The organism is Paraburkholderia sp. RAU6.4a (genome assembly GCF_050435625.1).
GTDB lineage: Bacteria > Pseudomonadota > Gammaproteobacteria > Burkholderiales > Burkholderiaceae > Paraburkholderia > Paraburkholderia tuberum.
In genome coordinates, this window is sequence record NZ_JBNDKQ010000003.1 from 1091672 (window position 1) to 1115477 (window position 23806).

The 23806-nt window shown below is 63.7% G+C and carries 17 protein-coding genes and 1 pseudogene; 2 read left to right on the plus strand and 16 right to left on the minus strand.

Annotated elements, in window-relative coordinates; all coding sequences use genetic code 11:
* Positions 1–75 precede the first annotated feature (75 nt).
* Positions 76–1474 (minus strand): annotated as a pseudogene (locus OKW40_RS29605) (PLP-dependent aminotransferase family protein).
* A 404-nt stretch (positions 1475–1878) separates the two neighbouring features.
* Here OKW40_RS29605 and OKW40_RS29610 point away from each other — a divergent pair.
* Positions 1879–3294: a PQQ-dependent sugar dehydrogenase gene (locus OKW40_RS29610; protein WP_429493056.1), complete on the plus strand. Its 1416-nt coding sequence runs from the start codon at positions 1879–1881 to the stop codon at positions 3292–3294.
* A gap of 20 nt (positions 3295–3314) precedes the next feature.
* Here the strand turns inward: OKW40_RS29610 and OKW40_RS29615 are convergent, their stop codons facing one another.
* Genes OKW40_RS29615 through OKW40_RS29640 form a run of 6 tightly spaced genes read right to left on the minus strand, consistent with a single transcriptional unit; the run spans position 3315 to position 13892 of the window.
* A complete protein-coding gene (locus tag OKW40_RS29615) occupies positions 3315–3851 on the minus strand; it encodes a chromate transporter (protein WP_429493057.1) in 537 nt (178 codons plus the stop codon).
* A gap of 44 nt (positions 3852–3895) precedes the next feature.
* Entirely contained in the window at positions 3896–4522 is a 627-nt protein-coding gene (locus OKW40_RS29620) for a chromate transporter (RefSeq protein ID WP_429352891.1), read from the minus strand.
* 9 nt (positions 4523–4531) lie between these two features.
* Positions 4532–6166 carry an efflux transporter outer membrane subunit gene (locus tag OKW40_RS29625; RefSeq protein WP_429493058.1) on the minus strand — a complete coding sequence of 545 codons (1635 nt, stop codon included), beginning with the start codon at positions 6164–6166 and terminating at the stop codon, positions 4532–4534.
* On the minus strand, positions 6163–9477 hold the full coding sequence (locus tag OKW40_RS29630; protein ID WP_429493059.1) for an efflux RND transporter permease subunit: 3315 nt from the start codon (positions 9475–9477) through the stop codon (positions 6163–6165). Before OKW40_RS29630 ends, OKW40_RS29625 begins: the two co-directional genes overlap by 4 nt.
* Complete coding sequence (locus OKW40_RS29635; RefSeq protein WP_429493060.1) at positions 9474–12629, minus strand: efflux RND transporter permease subunit; 3156 nt, start codon at positions 12627–12629, stop codon at positions 9474–9476. The genes OKW40_RS29630 and OKW40_RS29635 overlap by 4 nt, the downstream gene beginning before the upstream one ends.
* A 15-nt stretch (positions 12630–12644) precedes the next feature.
* Positions 12645–13892 (minus strand): efflux RND transporter periplasmic adaptor subunit, encoded by a 1248-nt coding sequence (locus OKW40_RS29640; protein ID WP_429493061.1) that lies wholly within the window; start codon positions 13890–13892, stop codon positions 12645–12647.
* 441 nt (positions 13893–14333) lie between these two features.
* Between OKW40_RS29640 and OKW40_RS29645 the strand changes: the two genes are divergently transcribed.
* On the plus strand, positions 14334–15224 hold the full coding sequence (locus tag OKW40_RS29645) for a 2OG-Fe(II) oxygenase (protein ID WP_429493062.1): 891 nt from the start codon (positions 14334–14336) through the stop codon (positions 15222–15224).
* Between the two features lie 188 nt (positions 15225–15412).
* On the opposite strand, the gene OKW40_RS29650 is transcribed toward OKW40_RS29645, so the two are convergent.
* The 9 genes from OKW40_RS29650 to OKW40_RS29690 form a co-directional block, all read right to left on the minus strand.
* A complete protein-coding gene (locus OKW40_RS29650) occupies positions 15413–16420 on the minus strand; it encodes a response regulator (RefSeq protein WP_429493063.1) in 1008 nt (335 codons plus the stop codon).
* On the minus strand, positions 16420–17544 hold the full coding sequence (locus OKW40_RS29655; RefSeq protein ID WP_090807730.1) for a hybrid sensor histidine kinase/response regulator: 1125 nt from the start codon (positions 17542–17544) through the stop codon (positions 16420–16422). The genes OKW40_RS29650 and OKW40_RS29655 overlap by 1 nt, the downstream gene beginning before the upstream one ends.
* Before the next feature lie 8 nt (positions 17545–17552).
* A complete protein-coding gene (locus OKW40_RS29660) occupies positions 17553–18908 on the minus strand; it encodes a sensor histidine kinase (protein ID WP_090807732.1) in 1356 nt (451 codons plus the stop codon).
* Between the two features lie 22 nt (positions 18909–18930).
* Positions 18931–20322: a class I SAM-dependent methyltransferase gene (locus tag OKW40_RS29665; RefSeq protein ID WP_429493064.1), complete on the minus strand. Its 1392-nt coding sequence runs from the start codon at positions 20320–20322 to the stop codon at positions 18931–18933.
* A gap of 101 nt (positions 20323–20423) precedes the next feature.
* Positions 20424–20666, minus strand: a complete 243-nt coding sequence (locus OKW40_RS29670) for a hypothetical protein (RefSeq protein ID WP_429493065.1) — start codon at positions 20664–20666, stop codon at positions 20424–20426.
* 208 nt (positions 20667–20874) lie between these two features.
* Entirely contained in the window at positions 20875–21282 is a 408-nt protein-coding gene (locus OKW40_RS29675) for a DUF2000 domain-containing protein (RefSeq protein ID WP_090807737.1), read from the minus strand.
* 44 nt (positions 21283–21326) lie between these two features.
* Positions 21327–22172, minus strand: coding sequence for a helix-turn-helix domain-containing protein (locus tag OKW40_RS29680; protein WP_429493066.1), 846 nt, complete (start codon positions 22170–22172; stop codon positions 21327–21329).
* 106 nt (positions 22173–22278) lie between these two features.
* A complete protein-coding gene (locus OKW40_RS29685; RefSeq protein ID WP_429493961.1) occupies positions 22279–22755 on the minus strand; it encodes a hypothetical protein in 477 nt (158 codons plus the stop codon).
* Positions 22756–23004: 249 nt separating this feature from the next.
* Positions 23005–23637 (minus strand): isochorismatase family cysteine hydrolase, encoded by a 633-nt coding sequence (locus OKW40_RS29690; protein ID WP_429493067.1) that lies wholly within the window; start codon positions 23635–23637, stop codon positions 23005–23007.
* Positions 23638–23806 lie beyond the last annotated feature (169 nt).

Consider the following 23806-nt stretch of genomic DNA (forward strand, 5'->3'; position numbering starts at 1 on the left):
AGTGTTCTAAAAAAGGATTTTTATTGTCCTAGTTCATTTCGGTCAGCGCGTTACGCAATTCGCGCACCGGCGCGATCAGGTGAAATCGTGCACCTGCGGGTACTGCTCGAACACGTCGCGCATCGTTTCGAGCGCGGCTTTATAGGTGTCTTCGCTGACCTCGGCGCCGACGCAAACCCGCACCGCGTTGGGCCGGTCGGCGTCGCGCACGAGAAACGGATCGGGCGACGTGACTGCGATGTCGCGGTTGCGCAGTTCGCGCACCAGCCGATCGGTACGCCAGTGATCGGGCACCCGCAGCCACGCCGATAGCGCCTGCGGATGCGCGCCCAGCACATATTTACCGAGCGTCTGCTGCAATTGCGACTGACGCCGCCCGAGCCGCTCGCGCTGAATTTCGACGAGCCGCGCGGCCGTGCCGTCGACAACCCAGCGCGTGGCGACCTCGGCCATCGGCGGCGTCGCCATCCAACTGCTCACGCGCAGCACGCTCTCGGCGCGCAGCGCGAGCCGGCGCGGCGTCGTCATATAACCGATGCGCAAGCCGGCCATCACCGACTTCGTAAAACTCGTGCAGTAGAACGAAAGATCCGGAATCAGGCTCGAAATGGGCGTGGAATGTTTGGCCGGCAACGGCCCGTACACGTCGTCCTCGATCACGTATACGCCATAACGTTCGGCGATTTTCGCAATCGCGCGACGCCGTGAATCGGGCATCAACGCAACGGTCGGATTGTTCAGCGTCGGTGTGCAGACGAGCGCCGAGATGCGCTCGCTGTCGCACATCTCCTCGAAATGCTCGGGGTGAATGCCGTACTCGTCGATCTCGAGGCCCTTCAGCGTGAAGCCGAGCACGTTGGCCGAACCTATCACGCCGTGATCCGTCAAGCTTTCGCACAGCACGGTGTCGCCCGGCCCCACCAGCGAAGCGAGCGCGAGAAAAATGCCGTGGGCGGCGCCGTTCGTGACGAGCAGCGTATCGGCCGAAGCCGGCATGCCGAGCGACGCGAGCCATGCAATACCCGCCTGGCGATGATGCTCGAAGCCCGCGATCGGCCGGAACGCGCGAATCCACGGCTGATCGTCGAGCGTCGACAGCGTCGCGCAGACCTTGCGCCACATCGCGTCATGCTCGGACGTGTGAATGATGCGCGCGATCGAAAAGTCGACCACCGAACGCTCGGCCGTATCGAGCATGTAGCTCGACATCGTTTCGGTGACGCGCGCCGCGACGAAGCTCCCGCGCCCGACCTCGCAGCGGATCAGGCCTTGCCGCTCCAGTTCCTTGTACGCGTTGGTCACGGTCTGCACGCTGATCGCGAGTTCGGCGGCGACGTCGCGTTGCGGCGGCAGGGCGCGCGCCCGGCGGCAGCGACGTGTTCTCGATGTCGCCGGCAATCGCCTTGACCAGTCGCTTGTATTTCGATTCCACGCCGTGCACCGCGCGCACGGCCTCGCGCCACTGCTCGATCACCGCTGCTCCTATGTTGTGGTGGATGCTGGCTCCGTGAGGAGTCGGCGTCGTCTCGCTTGATCTCCCATAGTGCGGCAGAAACGGGGGAGGAAATTAATGTCCTATGGCATTTAACGCGAAAAAATGTGGGGCAGGATCTCGCCAAGCGGCGCCATCCAAGGATGACGGTTGAACGAGGCCACCTGTTCCAGCGTCGCCAGTTCAACATGGAAAACGCGTGAGTGGACGTTATGTGGCTTGCGTGAGGTGGCGTGCGGCGGCAGAGAATTGGCCACCATTCGCGGGTACGAGTCCTATCATTCAACCATTCACAATTCGCGAATCGCGATGCACATACAGCAGTCAATGCTCCGGTCGTACGTCTGCAGGTGTTTTTGTATTCAACTCGCGAACAGGAGGATAAGGTGTCGCCCCCTATTTTCTGGCGGGCAACTCAGACCCGCGTGATCGTCATACTGGCAGCGCTGCTGGGGTTGGCATGTTTCGCCGATCCGGCGCGCGCCAATCCTCCCAGCAACCCTGGTGTACCGACCTCTGTCGCCATTGGGCAATCGGTCATATGTCAGCCCGTCTCCACGACCAGGCCGCAGCCGGTGCTTCCAAAGGGATTTACAGAGCGGATTTTATACAGCGGTTGTCTCAATCAGCCGACGGCAATCAGTTTCAACGCAAGCCAGACCAGGGTCTTCATCGCCGAAAAAGGCGGCAGGGTTTGGAATTGCGACCTGGCGACGCCTACCTGTACGTTGATTGCCGACCTCAGCAATGAAGTCTGCAACGATGTCGACCGGGGACTTCTCGGGATTGCGGTCGATCCTCGGAACGACGGCAAAATTTACGTGCTTTACACGACGCCTCCAGCTACAGGCGCCTGTAGCGGAAACGTTCTGACTCACGGCCAGCTTTCGCTGCTGACAACGGCGGGAGCGGGCACGACCGAAACGAAGATCCTCCCTCCCGCAGGGTCAGGCAATCAAACGTGGTGTTTTTTCTACACGTCTCACAGTATTGGCGGACTAGTCTTCGGAGTTGACAACAGAACGCTGTACGTTAGCGCTGGCGAGGGCGCGAGCTTCGATCAGGTGGACTACGGACAGTTGGATACTGCGTGCGGCGATGGCACGAATCTGCCGCAGGGCGCGTTTCGCAGTCAAGGCGTGTCTCCCTATAGCGACGGCGCTGTTCTCCGGATCACGAACCCGGGTTCGACAACTCAAAGCGTTGCCCTGGTTGCGCAAGGCTTACGCAATCCGTTCCGGTTCGCCCGCCTGCCTGGTAGTACGGACGAGCTGTATATCGGCAATGTGGGCTGGAACAGTTGGGAGGCAATCGATCATGTCACTGTCGACGGCCAAGACTTCGGCTGGCCGTGCTACGAAGGATGGAGCCCTGGCGCCAACTTCGCTGCGGCTCCCGAGCCCGACTATCAAAACACGGGCTACTGCGGAAAGTTCGTGGGTGCCACGGCGCCGTTTTATGCGTACGCTCACACGAGCTACATTTCACCCGATGACAGTCGCGGAAGAACCTGCGGCGGCAAGCGGAACGGCGGAGGGCCGGACCAGAACGGCAGTGTCATCTCTGCGATCGGGTTTACCGACGATACGAGCACAACCTACCCTGCTCAATTCAAAAACGCACTGTACTTTGGTGATCTTCTGCGGCAATGCATCTGGACCATGCAACCTCCGAACAATGTGCCCCAGACTTTCGCAAGGGGTCTGCAGGGAGGACCGGTGGATCTGAAGGCGGGCCAGAATGGCGACCTGTTCTACGTGGATCTCGTAACCAGTACGATCAGGCGAATTACACACAACTAGGAAGAAGTACCGGTGGCGCGCTACAGCAACCCCTCAAAATGCGCCACCACAAACACAACCGCGCCGCCCGCGATCAGCACCAACGCATTGATACGCGTCGTCATCACGAGCACGGTCGCGATGACCGCGGTGAGCCACGCAATCCACCCGCCTTCGAGCTCCTTGATCAGTACATAGACGGCCGCGAGAATCAACCCGGCCGCCACCGGCCGCAACCCGGCCTGCAACGCATTCAGCCAGCGCGCGCCTTCGTGCCGGTTCCATACGTGCACGACGCCATACATCAGAAACGCAGTCGGCCCAAATAGCGCGACGGTCGCGACGAGCGCGCCACCGAGTCCGCCGACCTGATAGCCAATCAGCGTCGCGAGCAGCGAGCCAGGACCGGGCGCGAGCCGCGCGATCGCGAAGTCGCTGAGAAATTGCGCATGGGTCATCCAGTGATGCACGTCGACGACCTGGCGCTGCACTTCGGGGATGATCCCTTGCCCGCCACCGACGGTGACGATCGACAGCGGCGCGAACACCGAAAACAGGGCGATAAGAATTCTGAGCACGACAGAAGCTTTTGTGGAGTTTGACTAGCGGCGATAAAAGCCGATCAGGGCTGGCGCGCCTCGCGCACGTATTCATAGCCGACGCTCAACGCGCCGGCGATCAGCACGGTCCATACCAGCGACACGCGAAACACCGCGGCGGCCGCGAACGTCGCGAGCAGCACCAGATACGGAAACACGCGGCGCGGCAGCCGGCGTGCGGCGGTGATCGCCATCGACAGCGACAGCCCGATCGCGCCGGCCGCGGCGCCAGCGAGCGCGATATGCGTGAGCGGAAACGATGCGATCGCCGAGAAGAACGCGCCGAGCAGAATGATCACGACGGCCGCCGGAAAAATGATGCCGCAGAATCCCGCAACAGCGCCGCGCCAGCCGAGCAGCCGGTAGCCGATCCAGATCGCCAGATTCTTCACGTTGACACCGGGCAGCGCCTGCGACAACGCGAGGCCGTTGAGAAATTCGTCCTCGCTCATCCAGTGGCGGTCGTGCACGAACTCGCGCATGAACCAGCCGCTCAGTCCGCCGCCGAAACTCGTCAGACCGATGCGGGCGAAGATCAGAAAGAGGCCGAGCGAAGTCACTTCGCGCGGCGGTGGTGCGTGGTGTGGCGCGTCGTCTTCGGGTGTCGATACCGGGTCGCTGACGTCTTGCCCGTGGATGCCTTTGCCCAATGCTCGTCCTTAGTCGTTTTGATCGTGCCGCACTTGCCGCGCGCCCGGCACGATAGCCGCAGACGTCGCCGATGACGTAGCCGATGAAGCAGACGCAGCCGAAGGCGAGGAAGCCGAAGAAGGTGCCGAGGCAGCCGAAGAAGCCGCCGCCGGATGCCGCGGATCATGCAGCTCATCGGTCGACCACCCGCCGCCCAGATCGCCAAACAACGACGCCGCGTGCAGCAAGCGCGATTCCTGCACGTTCAGCGCGGTCTGCCGCGTCGTCAATTGCGTCGCTTGCGCAATCGCGACCGTCGTGTAATCGACGGTGCCCGCCTGGTATTCGTTGAACGCGATCTCCGCGCCACGGTCCGCGTCGCGCACCGCCGTTTCGAGCACGAGCGCCTGCTCGGCGAGAATGCGCAGGCCGGACAGGTCGTCCTCGACGTTCTGGAACGCGCCCAGCACCGTGCCGCGATAGTTGGCAACGGCCGCGTCGTAGGCCGCCTTCGCCGCGTCGACATCCGCGCTGCGCAGGCCGCCGTCGAACAGCGTCTCGGTCGCGCTGCCGCCGAGCGACCACACGTAGTTCGCGGCCTTCAGCAGACCGGACAGCGGCGACTGCGTGAATCCGGCCACGGCCGACAGCGAGACGTCCGGGTAATACGCGGCCACCTCGACGCCGATCGCCGCATTCTGCGCGGCCATCTTACGCTCGGCGGCGGCGATGTCGGGGCGGCGTTCGAGCAGCGTCGACGGCACGCCGACCGGCGCCGACGGCAGCGCCGGCATCGCGGTGCTATGCGTGATCGACAGCTCTTCCGGGTTCTTGCCGACCAGCACCGCGATCGCATGCGCGTTCTGCGCGCGCGCGACGCCGAGCGCGATCAGATCGGACTTCGCGGTATTCAACTGGCTGCGCGCGGTGATCACGTCGCTCGGCGCAATCGTGCCCGCGCGATCCTGCTCGGTGACGACGTCGAGATAGTGCTGATACGCGACGACCGTTTGCTGCAGCAGGTCGATGTTCGCGTCGCTGGTGCGCAGCTCGATGATCGCGGTCGCGAGCGCGACCTGCTCGGAGAGCGTCGCATTCGCGAGCGTCGCTTCGCTCGACTGCGCGCTCGCGGCGTTTTCCTCGACGGTGCGGCGCACCTGGCCCCACAGGTCCGGCGCCCAGCTCACGTTGCCTTCCAGCGAGCCCGAATTGACGATGCGCGTCGCCGTACCGTTGACGAAGCTTCCCGATGCACTGACCGAACCGCTGCTCGCGCGTTCGCGCGTCGCCGAACCGGTAGCGCCGATGGTCGGAAACAGGGCCGCGTGCGCGGCGCGCACTTCGGCGAGCGCTTGCTGGTAGTTCGCGTAGTCCACGCGCACGGTCTGGTTCGACACCGCGACGAGCGGTTCGAGTTCGTCGATCAACGGATCGTTGAACGCGCTCCACCATGTGCCCTTCGGGCCAGTCGCGTTCGGCACGGCCTGGGTCCAGCCCGGCAGTTCCGAGTACGTGGCGGGCACGCTGACCTGCGGCCGGTGATAGTCCGGGCCGACCATGCAGCCGGCGTTGAACAGCGCCAGCATCGCGACGGCGAGCGTCGCGATGCTCGGCAACCCGGCGCGAGATCCTGTCATTCGTTCAGTCGAAATCTTCATCGTCATGCCTTCGTATCCGCTTGTCCCGGCTTCGCGTCGCGGTTCCAGCGCAGCCCCGCGGACCATCTGACCAGCCGTGCACGCAGACGGTCGAGATACAGATAAATCACCGGCGTCGTATAGAGCGTAAACATCTGGCTCAGGATCAGCCCGCCCATCACCGTGATACCGAGCGGCTGGCGCAGCGAGCCGCCCTGGCCCATGCCGACCGCGAGCGGCACCGCGCCGAGCACGGCCGCGAATGTCGTCATCATGATCGGCCGCAGACGGATCAGCGCGGCCCCGTGGATTGCGTCGCGCGCGGGCATCTGTTGCTGGCGCTGCAACTGGATCGCGACGTCGACCATCATGATGCCGTTCTTCTTGACGATACCGATCAGCAGGATGATGCCGATCATCGCGATCACCGAAAACGGCGTGCCGAAGATCAGCAGCGCGAGCGTCGCGCCGATGCCCGCGGATGGCAGCGTCGACAGAATCGTCAGCGGGTGGATCGAGCTCTCGTACAGCACGCCGAGCACGATGTAGACGACGCCGAGCGCCGCGAGAATCAGCAGCGGCACCACGCCCATCGACTGCGAATAGGCCGCCGCCGCGCCTGCGAACGAGCCGTGGATGCTCGCGGGCATGCCGATCTCGCGGATCGTTTCGTTGATCGCCGCGCCCGCCTGGCTCAGCGACCCGCCGGCCGGCAGGTTGAACGAGATCGTCGCGGCGACGAGCCCGCTCTGGTGGTTCACCTGCGTCGACGTATGGCTGTTCCTATACGAGGTCAGCACCGACAGCGGCACCATCGTTTCGGCAGCCGTGCTGTCCGCGCTACCGGTCGAACTGCCGCCCTTGCTGTTGGCGATGCTGTTGTTGGTCGCGTTCGACTGCGCGTCCGAGTTGCGCGAGTTCGTGTTCGACGACGTGTCGGTCGTGGTCGCGGTAGTCGTTGCCGATACCGTGCCGTGCGGCATCTGTGTCGCGGCCGTGCCGGTCGGATTGCCGGCGGACGTGCTCAGATAGATCCGGTTCAGCGTCTCTGGATACTGCCAGTACTCAGGCGCGACCTCCATCACGACGAAGTACTGGTTCAGCGGGTTGTAGATCGTCGACACGGTGCGCTGGCCGAACGCGTCGTACAGCACGTTGTCGATCTGATTCGGCGCAAAGCCGTAGCGCGCGGCGGTCGCGCGATTGATCGTCAGGTAGCTCTGCAGGCCGTTCTGCTGCAAGTCGGAGTTCACGTCGAGCAACCGCCCGCGCTCCTTCGACAACGCGGCGACGAGCTTCGGCGTCCACACAAACAGCGCGGCGGAATCGTCGCTCGTCAGCGTGTACTGGTACTCGGCCGCCGATTGCCGCCCGCCGATGCGCAAATCCTGCTGCGCCTGCAGAAAGAGTCGCGCGCCCGACACTTCGTCGAGCTTCGGCCGCAGCCGGTTGACGACCTGGGTGGCCGTTGCGTGCCGCTGCGACAGCGGCTTCAACTCGATGAACACATTGGCGGTATTGAGCGCGCGCCCGCCGGTAAAGCCCGCGACGGACTGCACCGCCGGATCCCTTTGCACGATCGACTGCAACTGCGCGAGCTTCTTCTGCATCGCCGTGAACGAAATGCTCTGGTCGGCGATGATCTGCCCGATCACGATGCCGGTGTCCTGTTCGGGGAAGAAGGTGGCCGGCACCAGCTTCAGCATGAACACGTTGCCGACCAGCAGCGCGAACAGCAGCAGGATCACCAGCAGCGAATGATCGAGCACGGCCGTGAGCGTACGTGCGTAGACGTCCTTGAAGCGATCGAACTGCCGCTCGATCCAGCGCGCCCAACGCGCTTTCGAATGACCGGCGTTGTCGCGGCTCAGCACGTACGCGCACATCGCGGGCGTGACCGTCAACGAGATCACCAGCGAAATCAGGATCGCGATCGACAGCGTGATCGCGAACTCATGGAACATCAGTCCGACGATGCCCGGAAACAGGATGATCGGCAGAAACACCGCGATCAGCGACAGGCTCATCGAGATCACCGTGAAGCCGACTTCGCCCGCACCCTTCAGCGCGGCCTCTTTCGGACTCAACCCCTGCTCGATGTACCGCACGACGTTTTCGAGCACGACGACCGCGTCGTCGACGACGAAGCCGGTGCCGATGGTCAGCGCCATCAGCGACAGATTGTCGATGCTATAGCCGAGCAGATACATCGGCCCGAAGGTACCGACGATCGACAGCGGCAACGCGACCGCCGGCACCAGCGTCGCGCGCGGCGACTGCAGGAAGATGAACACGACGCCGACCACCAGCAGCACCGCGATGAACAGCGTGCGCTCGGTATCGCTGACCGACGAGGTGACCGACTGCGAGCGATCGATCGCGACATCGACGTGCACGTTGCTCGGCAACGTCGCTTCGATCGCGGGCAGCACGTTGCGTATCTGCTGCACGGTGCTGACCACGTTGCTGCCCGGCATCGGATAGACGATCACGAGAATCGCCGACTTGCCGTTGAAGAGCCCCGCGTTGCGGATGTTTTCGTTCGAGTCGCGCACCTGGGCGACGTCGCGCAACTGCACCGGCGCGCCGTCGCGATACGCGACCACCAGATCGCGATACGGCGCCGCGTGCGTGATCTGATCGTTCGAGGTGACCACGTAGCGCTGATCGCCGACGTCGATATGCCCCTTCGCGCTGTCGGCATTGGCCGCACTGATCGCCGCGCGCACGTCTTCCATGCCGATCCCGTAGCTATTGAGCTTGCCCGGCTGCAACTCGACGCGCACGCTCGGCAACGCGCCGCCGCCGAGCGTGATCTGGCCGACGCCCTGCACCTGCGATAGCTGCTGCTGGATCACTGAATCGGCGGAGTCGTAGAGCTGCGCTTTGGTCAGCGTGTCCGAGGTCAGCGACAGCACCATGATCGGCGCCTCGGCGGGGTTGTACTGGCGGTAGCTCGGATTGCTGCGCAGCGTGGTGGGCAGATCGGCGCGCGCGGCCTGGATCGCCGCCTCGACGTCGCGCGCGGCGCCGTTGATGTCGCGCTTCAGGCCGAACTCGACGATGATCAACGACGAGCCGACATAGCTGATCGAGGTCAGCTCCGCGACGTCGGCGATGGTTGCGAGCCGCCGCTCGAGCGGCTCGGCCACCGTCGACGCCATGATATTCGGGCTCGCGCCGGCCATGTTGGCCTGCACGACGATCACCGGAAACGCGATGTTCGGCAGCGGCGCGACCGGCATGCGGAAATACGCGAGCGTGCCGGAGATCAGGATCGCGATCGCGAGCAGCGTCGTCGCGACCGGCCGCCGGATGAAGATTGCCGGGATGTTCACCGCGTGCCCTCCGCGCCGCCTTCCGGCGGACGCCCGCCCGGCTCGTCGCCGCCGTTGCGCTTAGCGCGCTCGGCGCGCCAGCGGTTCACGCGCGTGGCCATACGGTCGAAGAACAGATAGATCACCGGCGTCGTGAACAGCGTCAGCACCTGGCTCAGCGTCAGGCCGCCGATGATCGCGAGACCGAGCGGCCGGCGCAGTTCCGAACCGGTGCCGGTGCCGAGCAGCATCGGCAGTGCGCCGAGCATCGCGGCGAACGTCGTCATCAGGATCGGCCGGAAACGCAGCAGCGACGCCTCGAAGATCGCATCGCGCGGCGCCTTGCCATGATTGCGTTCGGCATCGAGCGCGAAGTCGACCATCATGATCGCGTTCTTCTTGACGATGCCGATCAAGAGCACGATGCCGATGATGCCGATCACGTCGAGATCCATACCCGCGAGCATCAGCGAGAGCAGCGCGCCGATACCGGCCGACGGCAGTGTCGACAGGATCGTGACCGGATGGATGAAGCTCTCGTACAGCACGCCGAGCACGATATACACGGCAACGAGCGCCGCGATCAGCAGATAGACCTCGCTGGAGAGCGAATCCTCGAACGCCGCGGTCGCGCCTTGCAGCGACGACGTGATCGACGGCGGCAGCTCGATCGACTGCTCGGCCTGGTGAATCTCCTTGACCGCGGTGCTCAACGATGCGCCCTTCGCGAGATTGAACGACACCGTCACCGACGGAAACTGCGCGAGATGGCTGATCACGAGCGGCGCCTTCGCGATCTGGATCTTCGCGATGCCGGCAAGCGGCACCTGACCCGTGCTGCTGGTCTGGCTCGGCAGATACAGATTGCCGATCGACTGCACGGTCGGCATCGTTTCCGGCTTCGCGACCAGAATCACGCGGTACTGGGCCGACTGCTCGAAGATCGTCGACACGATGCGCTGGCCGAGCGCGTCGTACAACGCGTTGTCGATCGTCGCGGGCGTGATGCCGAAGCGCGCGGCCAGTTGCCGGTTCACTTCGACGTTCACGCTGAGGCCGTCGCTATTGAGATCGCTCTGCACGTCCGACAGCGACGGAATCTGCTTCAGGCGCGCGACGAGTTCCGGCACGTACTTCTGGAACGCCTGCTGGCTCGGTCCGCGCAACACGAAGCTGTACTGGTTCGGCGACACGGTCGTGTCGAGCGTCAGGTCCTGCGCGGGCTGCATGAACAGCTTCACGCCGGGCACGTGCGCGACTTCCTGCGCGAGCCGGCGCGCGATTTCCTGGGCGGTGTCCGAGCGCTGGTCGCGCTCGCGCAGATTGATCAGGAAGCGGCCGTTGTTCAGCGTCGCATTGGTGCCGTCGATGCCCACGTACGACGTCAGCGAGACCACGTCCGGGTCTTTCAGGACCGCCTCGGCGAGCGCGCTCTGGCGCTGCACCATCGCCGCGTACGACACCGAGTTGTCGGCGACGCTGATGCCCTGGATCACGCCGACGTCCTGCACCGGAAACAGTCCCTTCGGAATCACCGCATACAGGATGCCGGTCAGCACCACGGTGGCGATCGCGACCATCAGCGTCAGCGTCTGATGATCGAGCACCCAGCGCAGGCCGCGCTCGTAGGCGGCGAGCGTCTTGTCGAACAGGCCCTCGCTGATGCGCTCGAAGCGGCTCGGATGGCGTTCGGCCTGCGCGCGCAGCATCCGCGCGCACAGCATCGGCACCACCGTCAGCGACACGACCGCCGAAATCACGATCGTGACCGCGAGCGTCACCGCGAACTCGCTGAACAGCCGCCCGATCACGCCGCCCATGAACAACAGCGGAATCAGCACCGCGATCAGCGAAATAGTCAGCGACAGGATCGTGAAGCCGATCTGCCCCGCGCCTTCGAGGGCGGCTTCGAGCGGCGACATGCCCTCTTCCAGATAGCGCACGATGTTCTCGATCATCACGATCGAGTCGTCGACCACGAAGCCGGTCGCGATGATCAACGCCATCAGCGACAGGTTGTCGATCGAGTAGTTGAGCTGGTACATCACCGCGAGCGTGCCGATCAGCGAGACCGGCACCGAGATGCTCGGAATCAGCGTGGCGGGCACGTTGCGCAGGAACACGAAGATCACCGCGACGACCAGCACGATCGCGAGAATCAGTTCGAACGCGGCGTCCGCGACCGACGCGCGGATCACGCCGGTGCTGTCCGACACCACGGTCACTTTCATGCCGGCCGGCAGCGTCGATTCGAGCTGCGGCAGCTCCTTCATGATCTGGTTGACCGTCTGGATCACGTTGGCGCCCGGCTGGCGCTGCACGTTCAGCACGATCGCGGGCGAGCCGTTGTACCAGGCGCCGCGCTCGACGTCCTGGGCGGCCTGGCTCACGCGCGCGACGTCGCGCATGAATACGGGCGAGCCGTTCTGGTAGGCGATTACGGTGTCGAGGTAGTCCTTCGGATCGCTGATCTGATCATTGCCGTTGATCGTGTAGTCGAGATCGGGGCCGTCGAAATTGCCCTTCGGCTGGCTCACGTTGACATAGCTCAGCAGCGTGCGCAGATCGTCGATGTTCAGACCGTAGGCGGCGAGCTTGTGCGGGTCGGCTTCGACGCGGATCGCGGGCACGTTGCCGCCGCTCGTCGTCACGACGCCGACGCCCGCCACTTCCGAGATCTTCGTGCCGAGGCGGTTGTTCGCGACGTCCTCCAGTTGCGTCAGCGACATCGACTTCGAGGTGACCGCGAGCGTCAGAATGGGCTGGTCGGCGGGATTGACCTTTGCGTAGGTCGGCGGCGCCGGCAAGCCAGACGGCAGATAGCTGTTCGCCGCGTTGATCGCCTGCTGCACGTTCTGCTCGGCGATGTCGAGGTTCAGCGACAGATCGAACTGCAGCGTGATCACCGACGCCCCGTCCGAACTGTACGAGGTCATCTGCTGCAGGCCCGGAATCTCGCCGAGTTGCACCTCGAGCGGCGCGGTCACGGTGGTCGCCATCACCGTCGGGCTCGCGCCCGGATAAAAGGTCTGCACCTGAATCGTCGGATAGTCGACGTTCGGCAGCGACGACACCGGCAGCACGCGCATCGCGATCAGACCGACGAGCACGAGCGCGATCATCAGCAGCAGCGTCGCGACCGGGCGAAGAATGAACAGGCGGGAAATGTTCATCGGTGCGGGGGTCCGTTACGACGAGGCGGCTTCGGACGCGGCCGGCGCAGGCGATGCCGACGCGCTCGACGCCGGCGCGGCTTCGGACGCGGCGGCGGGCGCTTTCGGGCCGGCGGCGGACTTCGGATGCGCCGGCTGGATCTTCGCGCCGTCGTTCAGACGATCCATGCCGTCCGTCACGACCTGGTTGCCGGCCGCGAGTCCCGACACGATCACCGTGTTCTTGCCGTCGCTCGGTCCGAGCTTGACCTTGTGCACGGACACCGTGCTGTCCGGATTGACCAGATAGACGAAGTCGCCCGGCGCGCCGGACTGTACCGCGGCGGTCGGCACGAGCACCGCGTTCTGCATCGTGTCGACGAGCAGCTTCACGTTGACGAACTCGTTCGGGAACAGCGTTTCGTCGTCGTTCGCGAAGGTCGCGCGCAAGGTGACGGTGCCGGTCGCGGTCGCCATCTGGTTGCTGATCGCGTACAGCGTGCCGGTCGCGATCTCGCGCGAGTTATCGCTCGAATACGCGGTGACCGGCAGCTTCGCGCCGATGGCGAGACGCTGCACGATCGACGCAAGCGAATCCTGCGGCACCGTGAACTGCACCGTGGTCGGCTTCACGGTCGTGATGACGACGATGCCCGTCGACGACGACGCGGTCACATAGTTGCCCGGATCGACGAGCCGCAAGCCGACCTTGCCCGCGATCGGCGCGGTGATGCGGCAATAGGCGAGGTCGAGATCGAATTGGGCGATGTTGGCGAGGTCGACCTTCACCGCCGCTTCGTCCTGCTGCACGAGGAATTGCTGATCCGCGAAGGTTTGCTGCGCGATCGACTTGCGTTCGTTCAACTGCGTATAGCGCTCGAGATCGGCGCGCGCCTGCGCGAGCGACGCGCGGTCTTTCGCGAGCGTCGCTTCCGCCTGCTGCTTGCTGATCTGATACTGGCGCGGATCGATCTGCGCGAGGAACTGGCCTTTTTGCACCTCCTGGCCTTCGTGATAGCCGACTTCGGTCAGATAGCCGCTCAGCTGCGGCAGCACGGTCACGGTTGCGATCGGCGTGACGGTGCCGAGCTCGCTCAGTGTGACCGGCATCGAACCGAGCGTCGCCTGCGCGACGGTGACGACGATCGCCGCGTTCTCGCGCACCGGCTTCTTGCGCGTCAGCAGATGAACCACGACGAGCGCGACCAGCATGAGCACGACAACCGCGAAGATGATGAGCCCGCGTCGGGAGCGCTTTGGCGGCGGGGACACGGTTTCGCTCATGTTGATCTCCGGGAACGGATATTGGTGTCGATACTCGGTTGGAAGCTCGTCCGCTGACGGGACTGCGCAAAAGTGCCATGGTTCACGCTCGTTGTCATCAGTCGAACGCCTCCGGACGTGTTGTTATGAAGACGTAAGGAAGTGGGGCGAGGGCTTGAATACGGGCATGCGTGACTGTAACCGGCTTGCGCCGGCCTTGAGTTACAGGGGCGCAACATGTTGGCCGGTGGAAGAGTCCGGGGCATCGATCGGGCGGCACGTGGGGGCGGACACCCGCAGGGACCGAGTTGTGGGCGCGGCGGGACATCGCAATATGCGGTAACAGACGTCAGCCAACTGACAACCGGGCCGTGCGTCCAGAATCGTCACAATCGTCCGCTATCATCGCGAGCCAGCGTCGCGCGCGCCGCGACTGTCACGACACCCCACAACCTCGCCCCGATGTCCATCACCGTCAATTTCCCAGCCGAAGTCCGCGACTGGATCGCCGCCAACCTTTCGCGCGGCGTCGCGCCCCAAGCGATCGTCGACGAACTGGTGAGCCGCGACAACGCGGCCGAGCTCGCGTCGGCGATGGTCGATGCGGTCGCATCGGCGTTCCTGTACGGTATGGCGCTGCCCGGCGACAAGCTCGAAGTCGGCAGCGCGCCGCTCAGCTACCAGCCCGAGCCGCTGCGCGTGCCCGACGCTCCGCTGATCCAACTCGGCGAGCGCAAGGTGCGCGTGCTGTCGCGGCTGCAACGACCGGCCGCGGTGCACATCGCCAATTTCCTGAGTGCCGATGAATGCGAGCAGCTGATCGCGCTCGCACAGCCGCGGCTCGACCGGTCGGCCGTCGTCGATCCAGTGACCGGCCGCGATGTGATCGCCGGTCATCGCAGCAGTCACGGGATGTTCTTCCGTTTGGGCGAGACGCCGTTGATCGCGCGCATCGAGGCGCGCATCGCGGAACTCACGGCAACCCCGGTCGAGAACGGCGAAGGCCTGCAAATGCTGCACTATGAGGAAGGCGCGGAGTCGACGCCGCACGTCGACTATCTGATGACGAGCAACGAAGCGAATCGCGAGTCGATCGCGCGCAGCGGCCAGCGCATGGGCACGCTGCTGATGTATCTGAAAGATGTCGAAGGCGGCGGTGAGACGGTGTTTCCGCAGCTTGGCTGGTCGGTCGCGCCGCAGCGCGGGCATGCGCTCTACTTCGAATATGGGAACCGCTTTGGGCTGTGCGATCCGAGTTCGCTGCATGCGAGCACGCCGCTGCGCACGGGCGACAAGTGGGTGGCGACCAAGTGGATTCGGACGCGGCGCTTCGCGCCGCGCGTTCAGGCTTGAGAAGTCAGGCCTGAAAGGCAACGCTTATCGAGGTGAAAAGAGCGTGCTGTCTGTCCGCGCGCGTGGAAAAACATTCGAACGACTCGCGCGAGCCTTGATCAGCGTCGCGCTGCTAGCCGCGGCGGGCTGCAGCGCGAAGCCGGTAGCAGGAAGGACGCGTCAGACGCCGCGCCCCCGAAGCAAGGTAATCAGAACTGCTCGATCCACGTGGCGAGGCGATCGGCGGCGAACTCGCTACCGCGCTGCGCCGGCCGGAACGCGATGGCATTGCCTTCACTTGCCGGCTGCAGTGCAACGTCATTGCCGTCGAGCCACAGAAGGCTCGCCAGCCATACCGCGTGCCCGCTCGACACCGCGTCGTTGCCCGGCTCCGCGAGAAACTCCGCGAGTGTGGCCGGCTGGTCGCACACGAGACCATCGCCTTCGCGGCGCACATTGATGCCTGCCTCGGAAAATACCCCGACCAGCGTCGTCAGTGCGTCGCTCGCGGTCACGCTCGCGCTGCCGTGACGGTTACGCAGCGTGGCGAGGTGCGCGGCCACCGTATGACCGAACGCGCCGCTGCGGGCACTCTCGGCTGCGATCAGATCGGAGTAGTCCTGCAGCAGCCAGTCCGGCTCGGAGTTCGGCACGTCGGCGAGTACCGCTGCGGCGAGATACGTCTCGACCGGCTGAAAGCGCTCGGGCCCGATCAGCGTGGCCGACAGCGAACGCACCAGACCGATGCGAGTGGCGACCACCTGCTTTTGCAGCACGCCCAGCTTCTCGCGCACCAGCGTGTCGCGCTCCTTGCGCAGCTCGGCCAGCTCGAGCGCCTGCTTCAGCTCCATGCGCAGCGCCGTGATGTCCCAAGGCTTCTTGATGTAGCGATGGATATGACCGAGGTTGACGGCCGCGACGGTCTGATCGATTTCCGAATACGCGGTGGTCAGAATCCGCACGACATGCGGAAAGCGCTCGCTCGCATAGCGCAGCAGCTCGTTGCCGAACTCGCCCGGCATACGCTGGTCGGAGACCAGCACCCCCACCCTGTCGCCGTGCTCGTCGAGCAGCGCCTTGCCCTCTTCCACCGAGCCGCCAGTCAGGACCGGCGCCAGGCTTCCGATGGCACGCTGGAAGTACTTTACGGCGGTAGCTTCGTCATCGACGAAGATGATCGCCGGCGCCAACTCCTCTGTGGCTTTTGCTTCGTTCATCAACAACTCCTGTGCGTTTGACCTTTGATATGGGGGAAATCCAGCACTACGGTGGTGCCTCCCCACGACGTGGACTCGATCCTGAGTCCGCCGCCACAGGACTGCATGACACGGTTGCATAGAATCAGGCCCAAGCCGTTCCCCCCGGATTTCGCGTGCGTTGTAATTGGGTCCGTCAACAGGCGGTCTTTGATCTCGGGCGGAATTCCCGGCCCGTTGTCGCAGATGCCGATGCTCGGGTGGGGTTCCGTTGTCACGGTAAAGCGCACCGACGGCGACGGCACATCCGCGAGCGCGCGCAACGCGTTGGACAACAGCGACGACAGCACGAGCGCCACGCAATTCGGCTGCGTGAGCACGGCAAAGTCGCTGTCGACGTCGACCTGCACCCACGAGCGCTGCGCGGTCGTAAACGGATATGTATCGAGCAACGCCGAGATCAGCCCATGCGCGGTACTCTCGATGCGCGCCTCGTCGCCCTCCAGTTGCCGGCGCCGCCCGTTGTGCACCGAGCGCCAGAAGGACGACACCACCGCCATGCAGTACTGCGCGCTCTCGCGCATCGATTTCGCGGCGCCGAGAATTTCGCCTTCCGCATCGCGCTCCGCGTCGATGCGATCTTCGATGCTGTGCGCGTTCAGCGCGATCGCCGCGAGCGGCGTGTTCAGTTCGTGCGCGATGAACGCCAGGGTTTCGTCGATGGCGATCAGGCGCTGATTCTGCATCGTGCGTTCGTGGTAACGATCAAACGCCAGTTGCAGCGTATCGCGCACTGCCGCCGGCTTCAGCGGCTTTTCGAGGATGCGGAACACCTCGCCGGTGTTGACCGTCTGCAATAACATCTCGACGTCTGCATAAGCAGTGACCAGAATCCGCACGATGTGCGGATATTCCAGCGCCACCTGGCGCAGCAGGTCGCCACCGTCACGCCCCGGCATGCGGAAGTCCGTGACCAGCACCGCGATGCGGGCGTTGTCCTGCTCGAGGATAGCGATCGCCTCGTCGCTGCTCGTCGCGAGCAGGACCTCGTAATCGGCACCTACGGTGCGCGCGAAATATTTGCAGGCCAACTCTTCGTCATCGACGTAGAGAAGAGTGGGCTGTGTCTGTCGGATGTCATTCATGGTATTTCTCAGGGTGCGGGCGACAGATCGAAACTGAATGAAGCCCAACTTCCCTGCTCGCTCTCAGCAAACAGCAGGCCGCCATGACGCTCGATCACCGCATAGCTGATCGACAGCCCGAGGCCCAGGCCTTGTCCCACTTCGCGGGTGGTAAAAAATGGCTCGAACACGCGCGCGAGATGCTCCGGCGCGATGCCCGGCCCGTTGTCTTTTACCGTCACATGCAGGCGGTCTTCGGTCCATCTGACGTTGACGTGAATCGCCGGCGCGGGCGTGCCCGCCTTGCGCATCGCCAGCACCGCATTCGACAGCAGGTTGATCAGCACGCCGATGATGGCCGCCTCGTCGCCCTGCACCAGCGTATCCGCGGGCAGCTCGCGCGTGACGGTGACGCCGCGCAATTCATGCCCGACGAGCCGGATCGCCGAATCGAGCGCCTTTTCGAACAGGAACGGCGTGCCCAGCTCCGCCTCGGCGCCGGGCTTGCGATACGCGAACGTCTTCAGGTCCGACACGATGTGCTGGATCCGCTGCATGCCCTGCCGCGCATCGACCAGACATTCCTGCAGCGTCGGCTCCTTCTTCGAGATCGGCTCTTCCAGCGCAACCTCGATTGCCATCAGACAGAAGTTCACCGGGTTGTTCACTTCATGCAGCAGGCCGGCCGCGAGCGTACCGATCGCCGCCATTTTTTCCTGCTGCAGCAGTTGGCCCTTGATGTCGAGCAACTGCCGATTGATCACTTCGAGTTCGGCGTTCTTCGCGGAGACCTCCGCGTTTTTCTCGGACACCTCGGCCTTCAGGCGAAACAGCATGAAGCGCACGCGTTCGTTGAAAAACGTGTAGACCGCACTTGCGGCAGCGGCGAACAGAAGGAGCAGAACATTGACGGTCATCGTGCCGAGCGGCACGCCGTCATGCGGAGGCAACAGGCAGGCCAGCAGATACAGAAAGCAGGACAGCACGCCGAACACGAGGTTTTGCCACAGACCGAATGGCAACGCAATGCCGGACGCGAAGATGGCCAGATTCAGGCCCATGTAGTAGGGCGACAGAACACCATCGGTGCGCCAGATCATCCATGAAATCATCGCCTGCGGCAGCAGCAGCCAGGACAGCGTCAGCCATGGAGTAAGCCGCCGCCCCATGCTGGTGTCGAGCAAGGCGATGATACCGCCGATCATCAACGACACGAGCAGGCGCGCGAGCGCGAACGACGTCTGATACTGCGGATACTGCGCGTAATCCAGCCCCACGCCGAGCAGCACGAGCGCAATCGCTGTGCACGCGCCGCCCCGGCTGAACGTGACGCGAAAGTCGGCCAGCTCGGTTTGATAGCCGCTCTGCAGGGGACTGGTAGTCATGAACAGGGATGTCGACACGGTTTCAGAGGATCGTGGCTTCCGCGAACACATTCACCCCGGTCTCGTCGACGTAGAGCTTCTGGTCAGTGGAGTTGGCGGGAAGCAGCGAGCTCATGCCGCTTTCGTTCCGATAAATCAGATACCACTCGAGCAGATGCTCCATCCCGTACTTCTCCGGATTCGCCGAATGGACGTTGGTGACCAGCAACTTGCCGCCAGCTCGCGTGCGAGCGGCGAAGTAACTCAGGAGACGCGCGCAGACCTTGTCCGACAGATAGTCGAACAGACCCGCGCAGTACACCGCGTCGAATTCGCGCGCGGAGGGGTCCGTTGAAATTTTACGCTTGAGCAGATCGTGCACCGACTGATGCACCATTTGCACCGAGGCTTTATGGCCCGCGGCATTCGCCGAGCTTTCGATCGCGTCTTTCGTAAACGCCAGCGTTTCCTCGCTGAAGTCGACCAGCTCGAACGACAGCAGCTCCGGATGCGGATATTCGCGCACGAAGCGCTGGATCTCGAAAGCGGGCCCGCAACCGACGTTGAGGATGCGCAACGGCCTGCCGGCAGCGCGCGCCGCTTCGGCCTGACGCGTCAGAAAGTCGATCAGCAGCGTGATGCGGTTGCGGTGCGCAGTCGCGACCGCCGCGTGCAGGAACGCGGTATTGACGATCTGGAAGTATGTGGTCGGTCCCTGCTGCGGATCGCTGAGGATCTGGTTGACCATCTCGTAGTCGCCGGCGTAGCCGAGCGGCTTGGTGAACGTGCGGTAGACGAATGGCGCGCGCAACAGCAACGGATGCAGTGCCGCTTGCGCATACGTGCGATGCACGGGTGCGGTCTCGGCGTCGACGCGCTCGGCCTCGTCCTCCAGGCGGTCGAGGAAGAACTTGATCTTGAGCATGATCGGCGTGGCGAGCTCGTAGAACAGGTCCTCGCGCAGCCTGCCTTCTTCGGTCTTCGGCAAGCTCTCGGTCAGGTCGACCTGCTCGACCCAGCGCGACACTTCCGACAGGAATGCGCGCATCTCGTTCACGACGATTTGATAGTCGCGCCGGATATTGAAGCGCGCGTCCCAGTCGCTAATAAAGAGTTCTGCTTCCCGGCCGACCGACTTCGCTTCATTGGGCAGAACGCTAAGCTCGCGCCATTCGTCGATGAGTGCCAGCGAAACCACCGCGGTCAGACCGGTGTTCACCAGACTCACCACCACCGCCTTGCCGAGATAGGCATTCTTGGTGCCCATGCGCACGCTCAGCTCGCTTAACACCTCGCTGACCTGCACGATGGAATAGGGGTTATAGACCTCCATGACCAAGGACTTTCTCTGGAGGTTAATGATCGTCCCACGCACATGCTCGCGCTGCGAGTTGCGGAAGCTGATCACCGGGTCGATTTGCGTTTGAGAGTACACGGTATTAGTACCTGAGGAATCCGGGAACGCAGCAGGGTGTTGGAGAAGTCCAGTGAATGGCTGCCGCACGCACGACACCGGCGACAAGTCGTGGACGCGTTTCAAACCACAGTTGAGCTGGAAACACCAAAGCCCTTTGCCAGAATGGCTCCAGCGGCTTGCAGTGTAACATCAACACGTTCAATTCTGACTGAGTTCAAATTCAGGATGAAACGTATATGCAAGGATTTCTTGCGAGCATGTCCGTGCTGTAGAAAGCCATTTTTGCAAAGAACCATTTGAAACGAGTTGGCGAGCGCGCGGGTGCAATCGCCGACAATTCGTTTCTCGACAACGACTTGCAATCGCATTGCCACGATGGCGGCCCGATCCGCTATTGAGGGGGTGCGTTACTTGTGCCTTTCTGATCTATGCCCTTTGGATATGCCCCGTGCATTCGCCGAATAAGCCTTTTTTGTTTTAACGCAATTCGCGTCCGGCGCGGCAAACGTTTTTCTTTTGGAGTTCGGCGCGAGTACCGTCGACAATCGAGCGGCTCGCGCACTCGTTGACTCATTCGTGCAAGGCCAAACCTTTCACGGCCTTATCGACGGCTTTCTTCGGTCCGTGCAGTGCGAGACCGACGAGATCCAGATTTGCCGCGTCCTCGGCGCGAAAGACTGCGCGATTCGCCGCGTCATGCCCCGTCGAAAACATCGCGTGCACATACGGCACGATTCCGAGCTCGCGCGACAGCGCCTGCCGATGCGCGCCCTGCAGACCGAACCGGTCGGCGGCGAACACCATCATCGGCTGGCCGAGCATGCGGCCGTAGCGGTGCCCGGCGGCATCCTCGTAGGGCTCGCCCAGCGCATCGGGCGCCGCGGCCGCGACACCGGTCGCGAGAAACGCGACCACATTTAGCTTCTGCCAGACCGCGAGATCGCTGCGCACGATCAGCGCCACTTTGGTATCGAACATGACGACTCCTCGTTGAGCCGCTCACGATCGACGATGCCGCGCGATCAGTCTGGAACGTTTGTGCACATCTGTCGGTACGCCGCCGGCGTCACGCGGTACGCCCGACGAAACCAGCGGCCGAGATGGCTCTGATCCGCGAAACCGACTTCGGCGGCGACCTGCGCGGGCGTGCGGCCGGTCGCGAGCAGGCGCCGCGCGGCGCGCAGGCGCAAGCGCACCAGATACGCGTGCGGCGAGGCGCCGAATGCGCGCTGAAACAGACGTGTCAACCTGAACCGGTCGATGCCGGCAACTTCGGCGAGTTCGTCGAGCCCGAGATTGCCGTCCATGTGTTCGTGCAACAGATCGCGCACCCGCGTGATCGCAGGTGACGCGGCGGGGTCGCCGGTCAGCGGCGCATCGCGTAGCTGGGCACCGAGTTGCAGCAGCAGACGATCGAGCGTCTGGTCGCGCGCGAGCCGGCCCTCGTTGCCGTGGATCGCGGCGAAGGCCTGGCCGATCGCATCGATGAGCGCACGGTCGTCGACCAGCGTATGGCCGAACGCCGCCTCGACGCCGGCCAGTCCCGGCAGATCGAGCCGCCGCGCCGCGCGCTCGACCCAGGCTTGCGGCAGATACAGCATCGCGTAAGTGAAGCCGGCTGCCTCTGGCGCGTGACCGTCGTGCAGCGCGCCGGGCTCGATCAGGATCGCGCGGCCCGGCACGCTCGTGTGCAACGACCGATGACACTGGAAGCGTTGCACGCCCTGCTCGGTATAGCCGATCAACATGTCGTCATGATCGTGCGGATCGTAGGCGTGGCCGCCGAAATGCGCGCGCAGGCTCTCGATGCCGGTTTCGGCATCGCGGCGGGCGATTAGCCAGTTGGCGGGACTGAGTGGAGTGGGCATGGGTTGGAGCTGGCGGGCAGCGGGCGATGCGGCCAGCGGATAGTGTACGGCAGCGGGGGAATCGGGTCGGGCCAACGACCGATCCTGTCGACGAAGGCAACCGGCGTCACGGCTTCTTCGAACGCGGAGGCCGTGCGTTGACGAACGGGTTATAGCCGCGCGAACCCGCCGGCCGATCCTGTTCGGTCGCGCGGCGGCGCTTGCTGGATCGTCCGTCGCCCGACAATTGCGCAAGCAGTTCTTGCGATTCGGACTCCGACTCCGCGTCCGTTTCATCCACGGGCGGCGCGGTTTTTTTGCGTCGCGCGGTTTTTGGCTGTGCTGCTTTCTCGTCCGTATCCGGCGCGACGCCCGCGATGTGTTCGATCACAGTCATGAACGATGCCGATGCCGATCGGACAGGTTGTCCCGGCAGCATCGTCAGCGCGACGATTTCGTGCAGTGAACGACCGTCGACGGAGCGGCCCTCCACCGTGTCATGCCAGTCGACATCCGCTTGCGCGAAGGCGCCGATCACACGTTCGAGCACGGCCGGCGACAGGACGCCGCCGTCGTACAACCGGATGAGGACGCTTTCGAACATCTGGAGCGGGGCGATGCCCTTTGTTTTCGACGCCACGTTTTGTCATCCGGTTGGTTTCTCTTCCAGTATCAGCCAGCAAATCACATGCCGATGTGGCGAGTAACTCATCGTGATCGCCGAATACGGCATGCACCGACGGTTACTCGGTCACGCCGGGCGGCCCGAAAGCGCTGCTGCGATAGCGGGGTCTGTTCGTAGCGAAACCAACGGAACGCCGGGCAAAGACGTAATCGAGCTGGCGATATTGGTCTACGCGAGCAGCAGTAACGCGTCCGCCAGTGACAGCACCGTTGTGCGTGAATCGAATGCGGTAGAAAACAGATGCTCGTGGACCACCTGGTCCGGGTCGTAACAGCAATCCTTCACCGTATACAGGCGGAAGTCCGCGTCGCTGGCGTACGCGACCGAGGAGAGCACGACGCCGGTCGACGCGATGCCGACCATGATCAGCGAATCGATACCTTGCTCCGAAAGCTTCGCCTCCAGATCGGTGCCGAAGAACACGCTCGCACGATGCGCGATGACGAGCGGTTCGTTGGCCTGCTGGCCCAACTCTGGCGCGATCCGGTCTGCGAGGAAGAGGCCAAGACTTTTGATTCCCTGCCCGTTCCTGTTCAACGGGCTGACTTCCGGATAGCCCGGACTGAACCTGAGGTTGGCGAAATAGACGCTGACGCCTTTGGCCCGGGCCGCGTCGCATAAGCTGCGCGTATTGGCGAGCAAGGCGGGCGCGACCGACGGAAAGAGTCCGAGAATGTCGGTCTGGTAGTGCATGACGACAAGCGCGGTTCGCGATGGTGCGATGGCCGGAATACGTGCACTCGTGCGCGTGACGCCGAGCCCGTCGTTCGCGACGCCGTCAGAACCTGCATTGGTTGTCATTACGCCACCTTTATCCGGGTTCCACGTCCTGTTGTCGGAGCAGCCGCTTCGATGCCGTGGAAATCATACTTCATCGCATCGCGCGGGCGATTATCGATTCCGTCCGGACGCATACCCCACTTCAACGGCCCTGCCCGCTTGCTACACTATGTACAAAGGCCGCCGGCGC

Bases quoted from the DNA above. Each gene is read 5' to 3' on its own strand.
- OKW40_RS29625 (WP_429493058.1), bottom strand. From the start codon at position 6,166: ATGACGATGAAGATTTCGACTGAACGAATGACAGGATCTCGCGCCGGG.
- OKW40_RS29635 (WP_429493060.1), bottom strand. From the start codon at position 12,629: ATGAACATTTCCCGCCTGTTCATTCTTCGCCCGGTCGCGACGCTGCTG.
- OKW40_RS29640 (WP_429493061.1), bottom strand. From the start codon at position 13,892: ATGAGCGAAACCGTGTCCCCGCCGCCAAAGCGCTCCCGACGCGGGCTC.
- OKW40_RS29645 (WP_429493062.1), top strand. From the start codon at position 14,334: ATGTCCATCACCGTCAATTTCCCAGCCGAAGTCCGCGACTGGATCGCC.
- OKW40_RS29650 (WP_429493063.1), bottom strand. From the start codon at position 16,420: ATGAACGAAGCAAAAGCCACAGAGGAGTTGGCGCCGGCGATCATCTTC.
- OKW40_RS29655 (WP_090807730.1), bottom strand. From the start codon at position 17,544: ATGAATGACATCCGACAGACACAGCCCACTCTTCTCTACGTCGATGAC.
- OKW40_RS29660 (WP_090807732.1), bottom strand. From the start codon at position 18,908: ATGACTACCAGTCCCCTGCAGAGCGGCTATCAAACCGAGCTGGCCGAC.
- OKW40_RS29675 (WP_090807737.1), bottom strand. From the start codon at position 21,282: ATGTTCGATACCAAAGTGGCGCTGATCGTGCGCAGCGATCTCGCGGTC.
- OKW40_RS29680 (WP_429493066.1), bottom strand. From the start codon at position 22,172: ATGCCCACTCCACTCAGTCCCGCCAACTGGCTAATCGCCCGCCGCGAT.
- OKW40_RS29685 (WP_429493961.1), bottom strand. From the start codon at position 22,755: ATGTTCGAAAGCGTCCTCATCCGGTTGTACGACGGCGGCGTCCTGTCG.
- OKW40_RS29690 (WP_429493067.1), bottom strand. From the start codon at position 23,637: ATGACAACCAATGCAGGTTCTGACGGCGTCGCGAACGACGGGCTCGGC.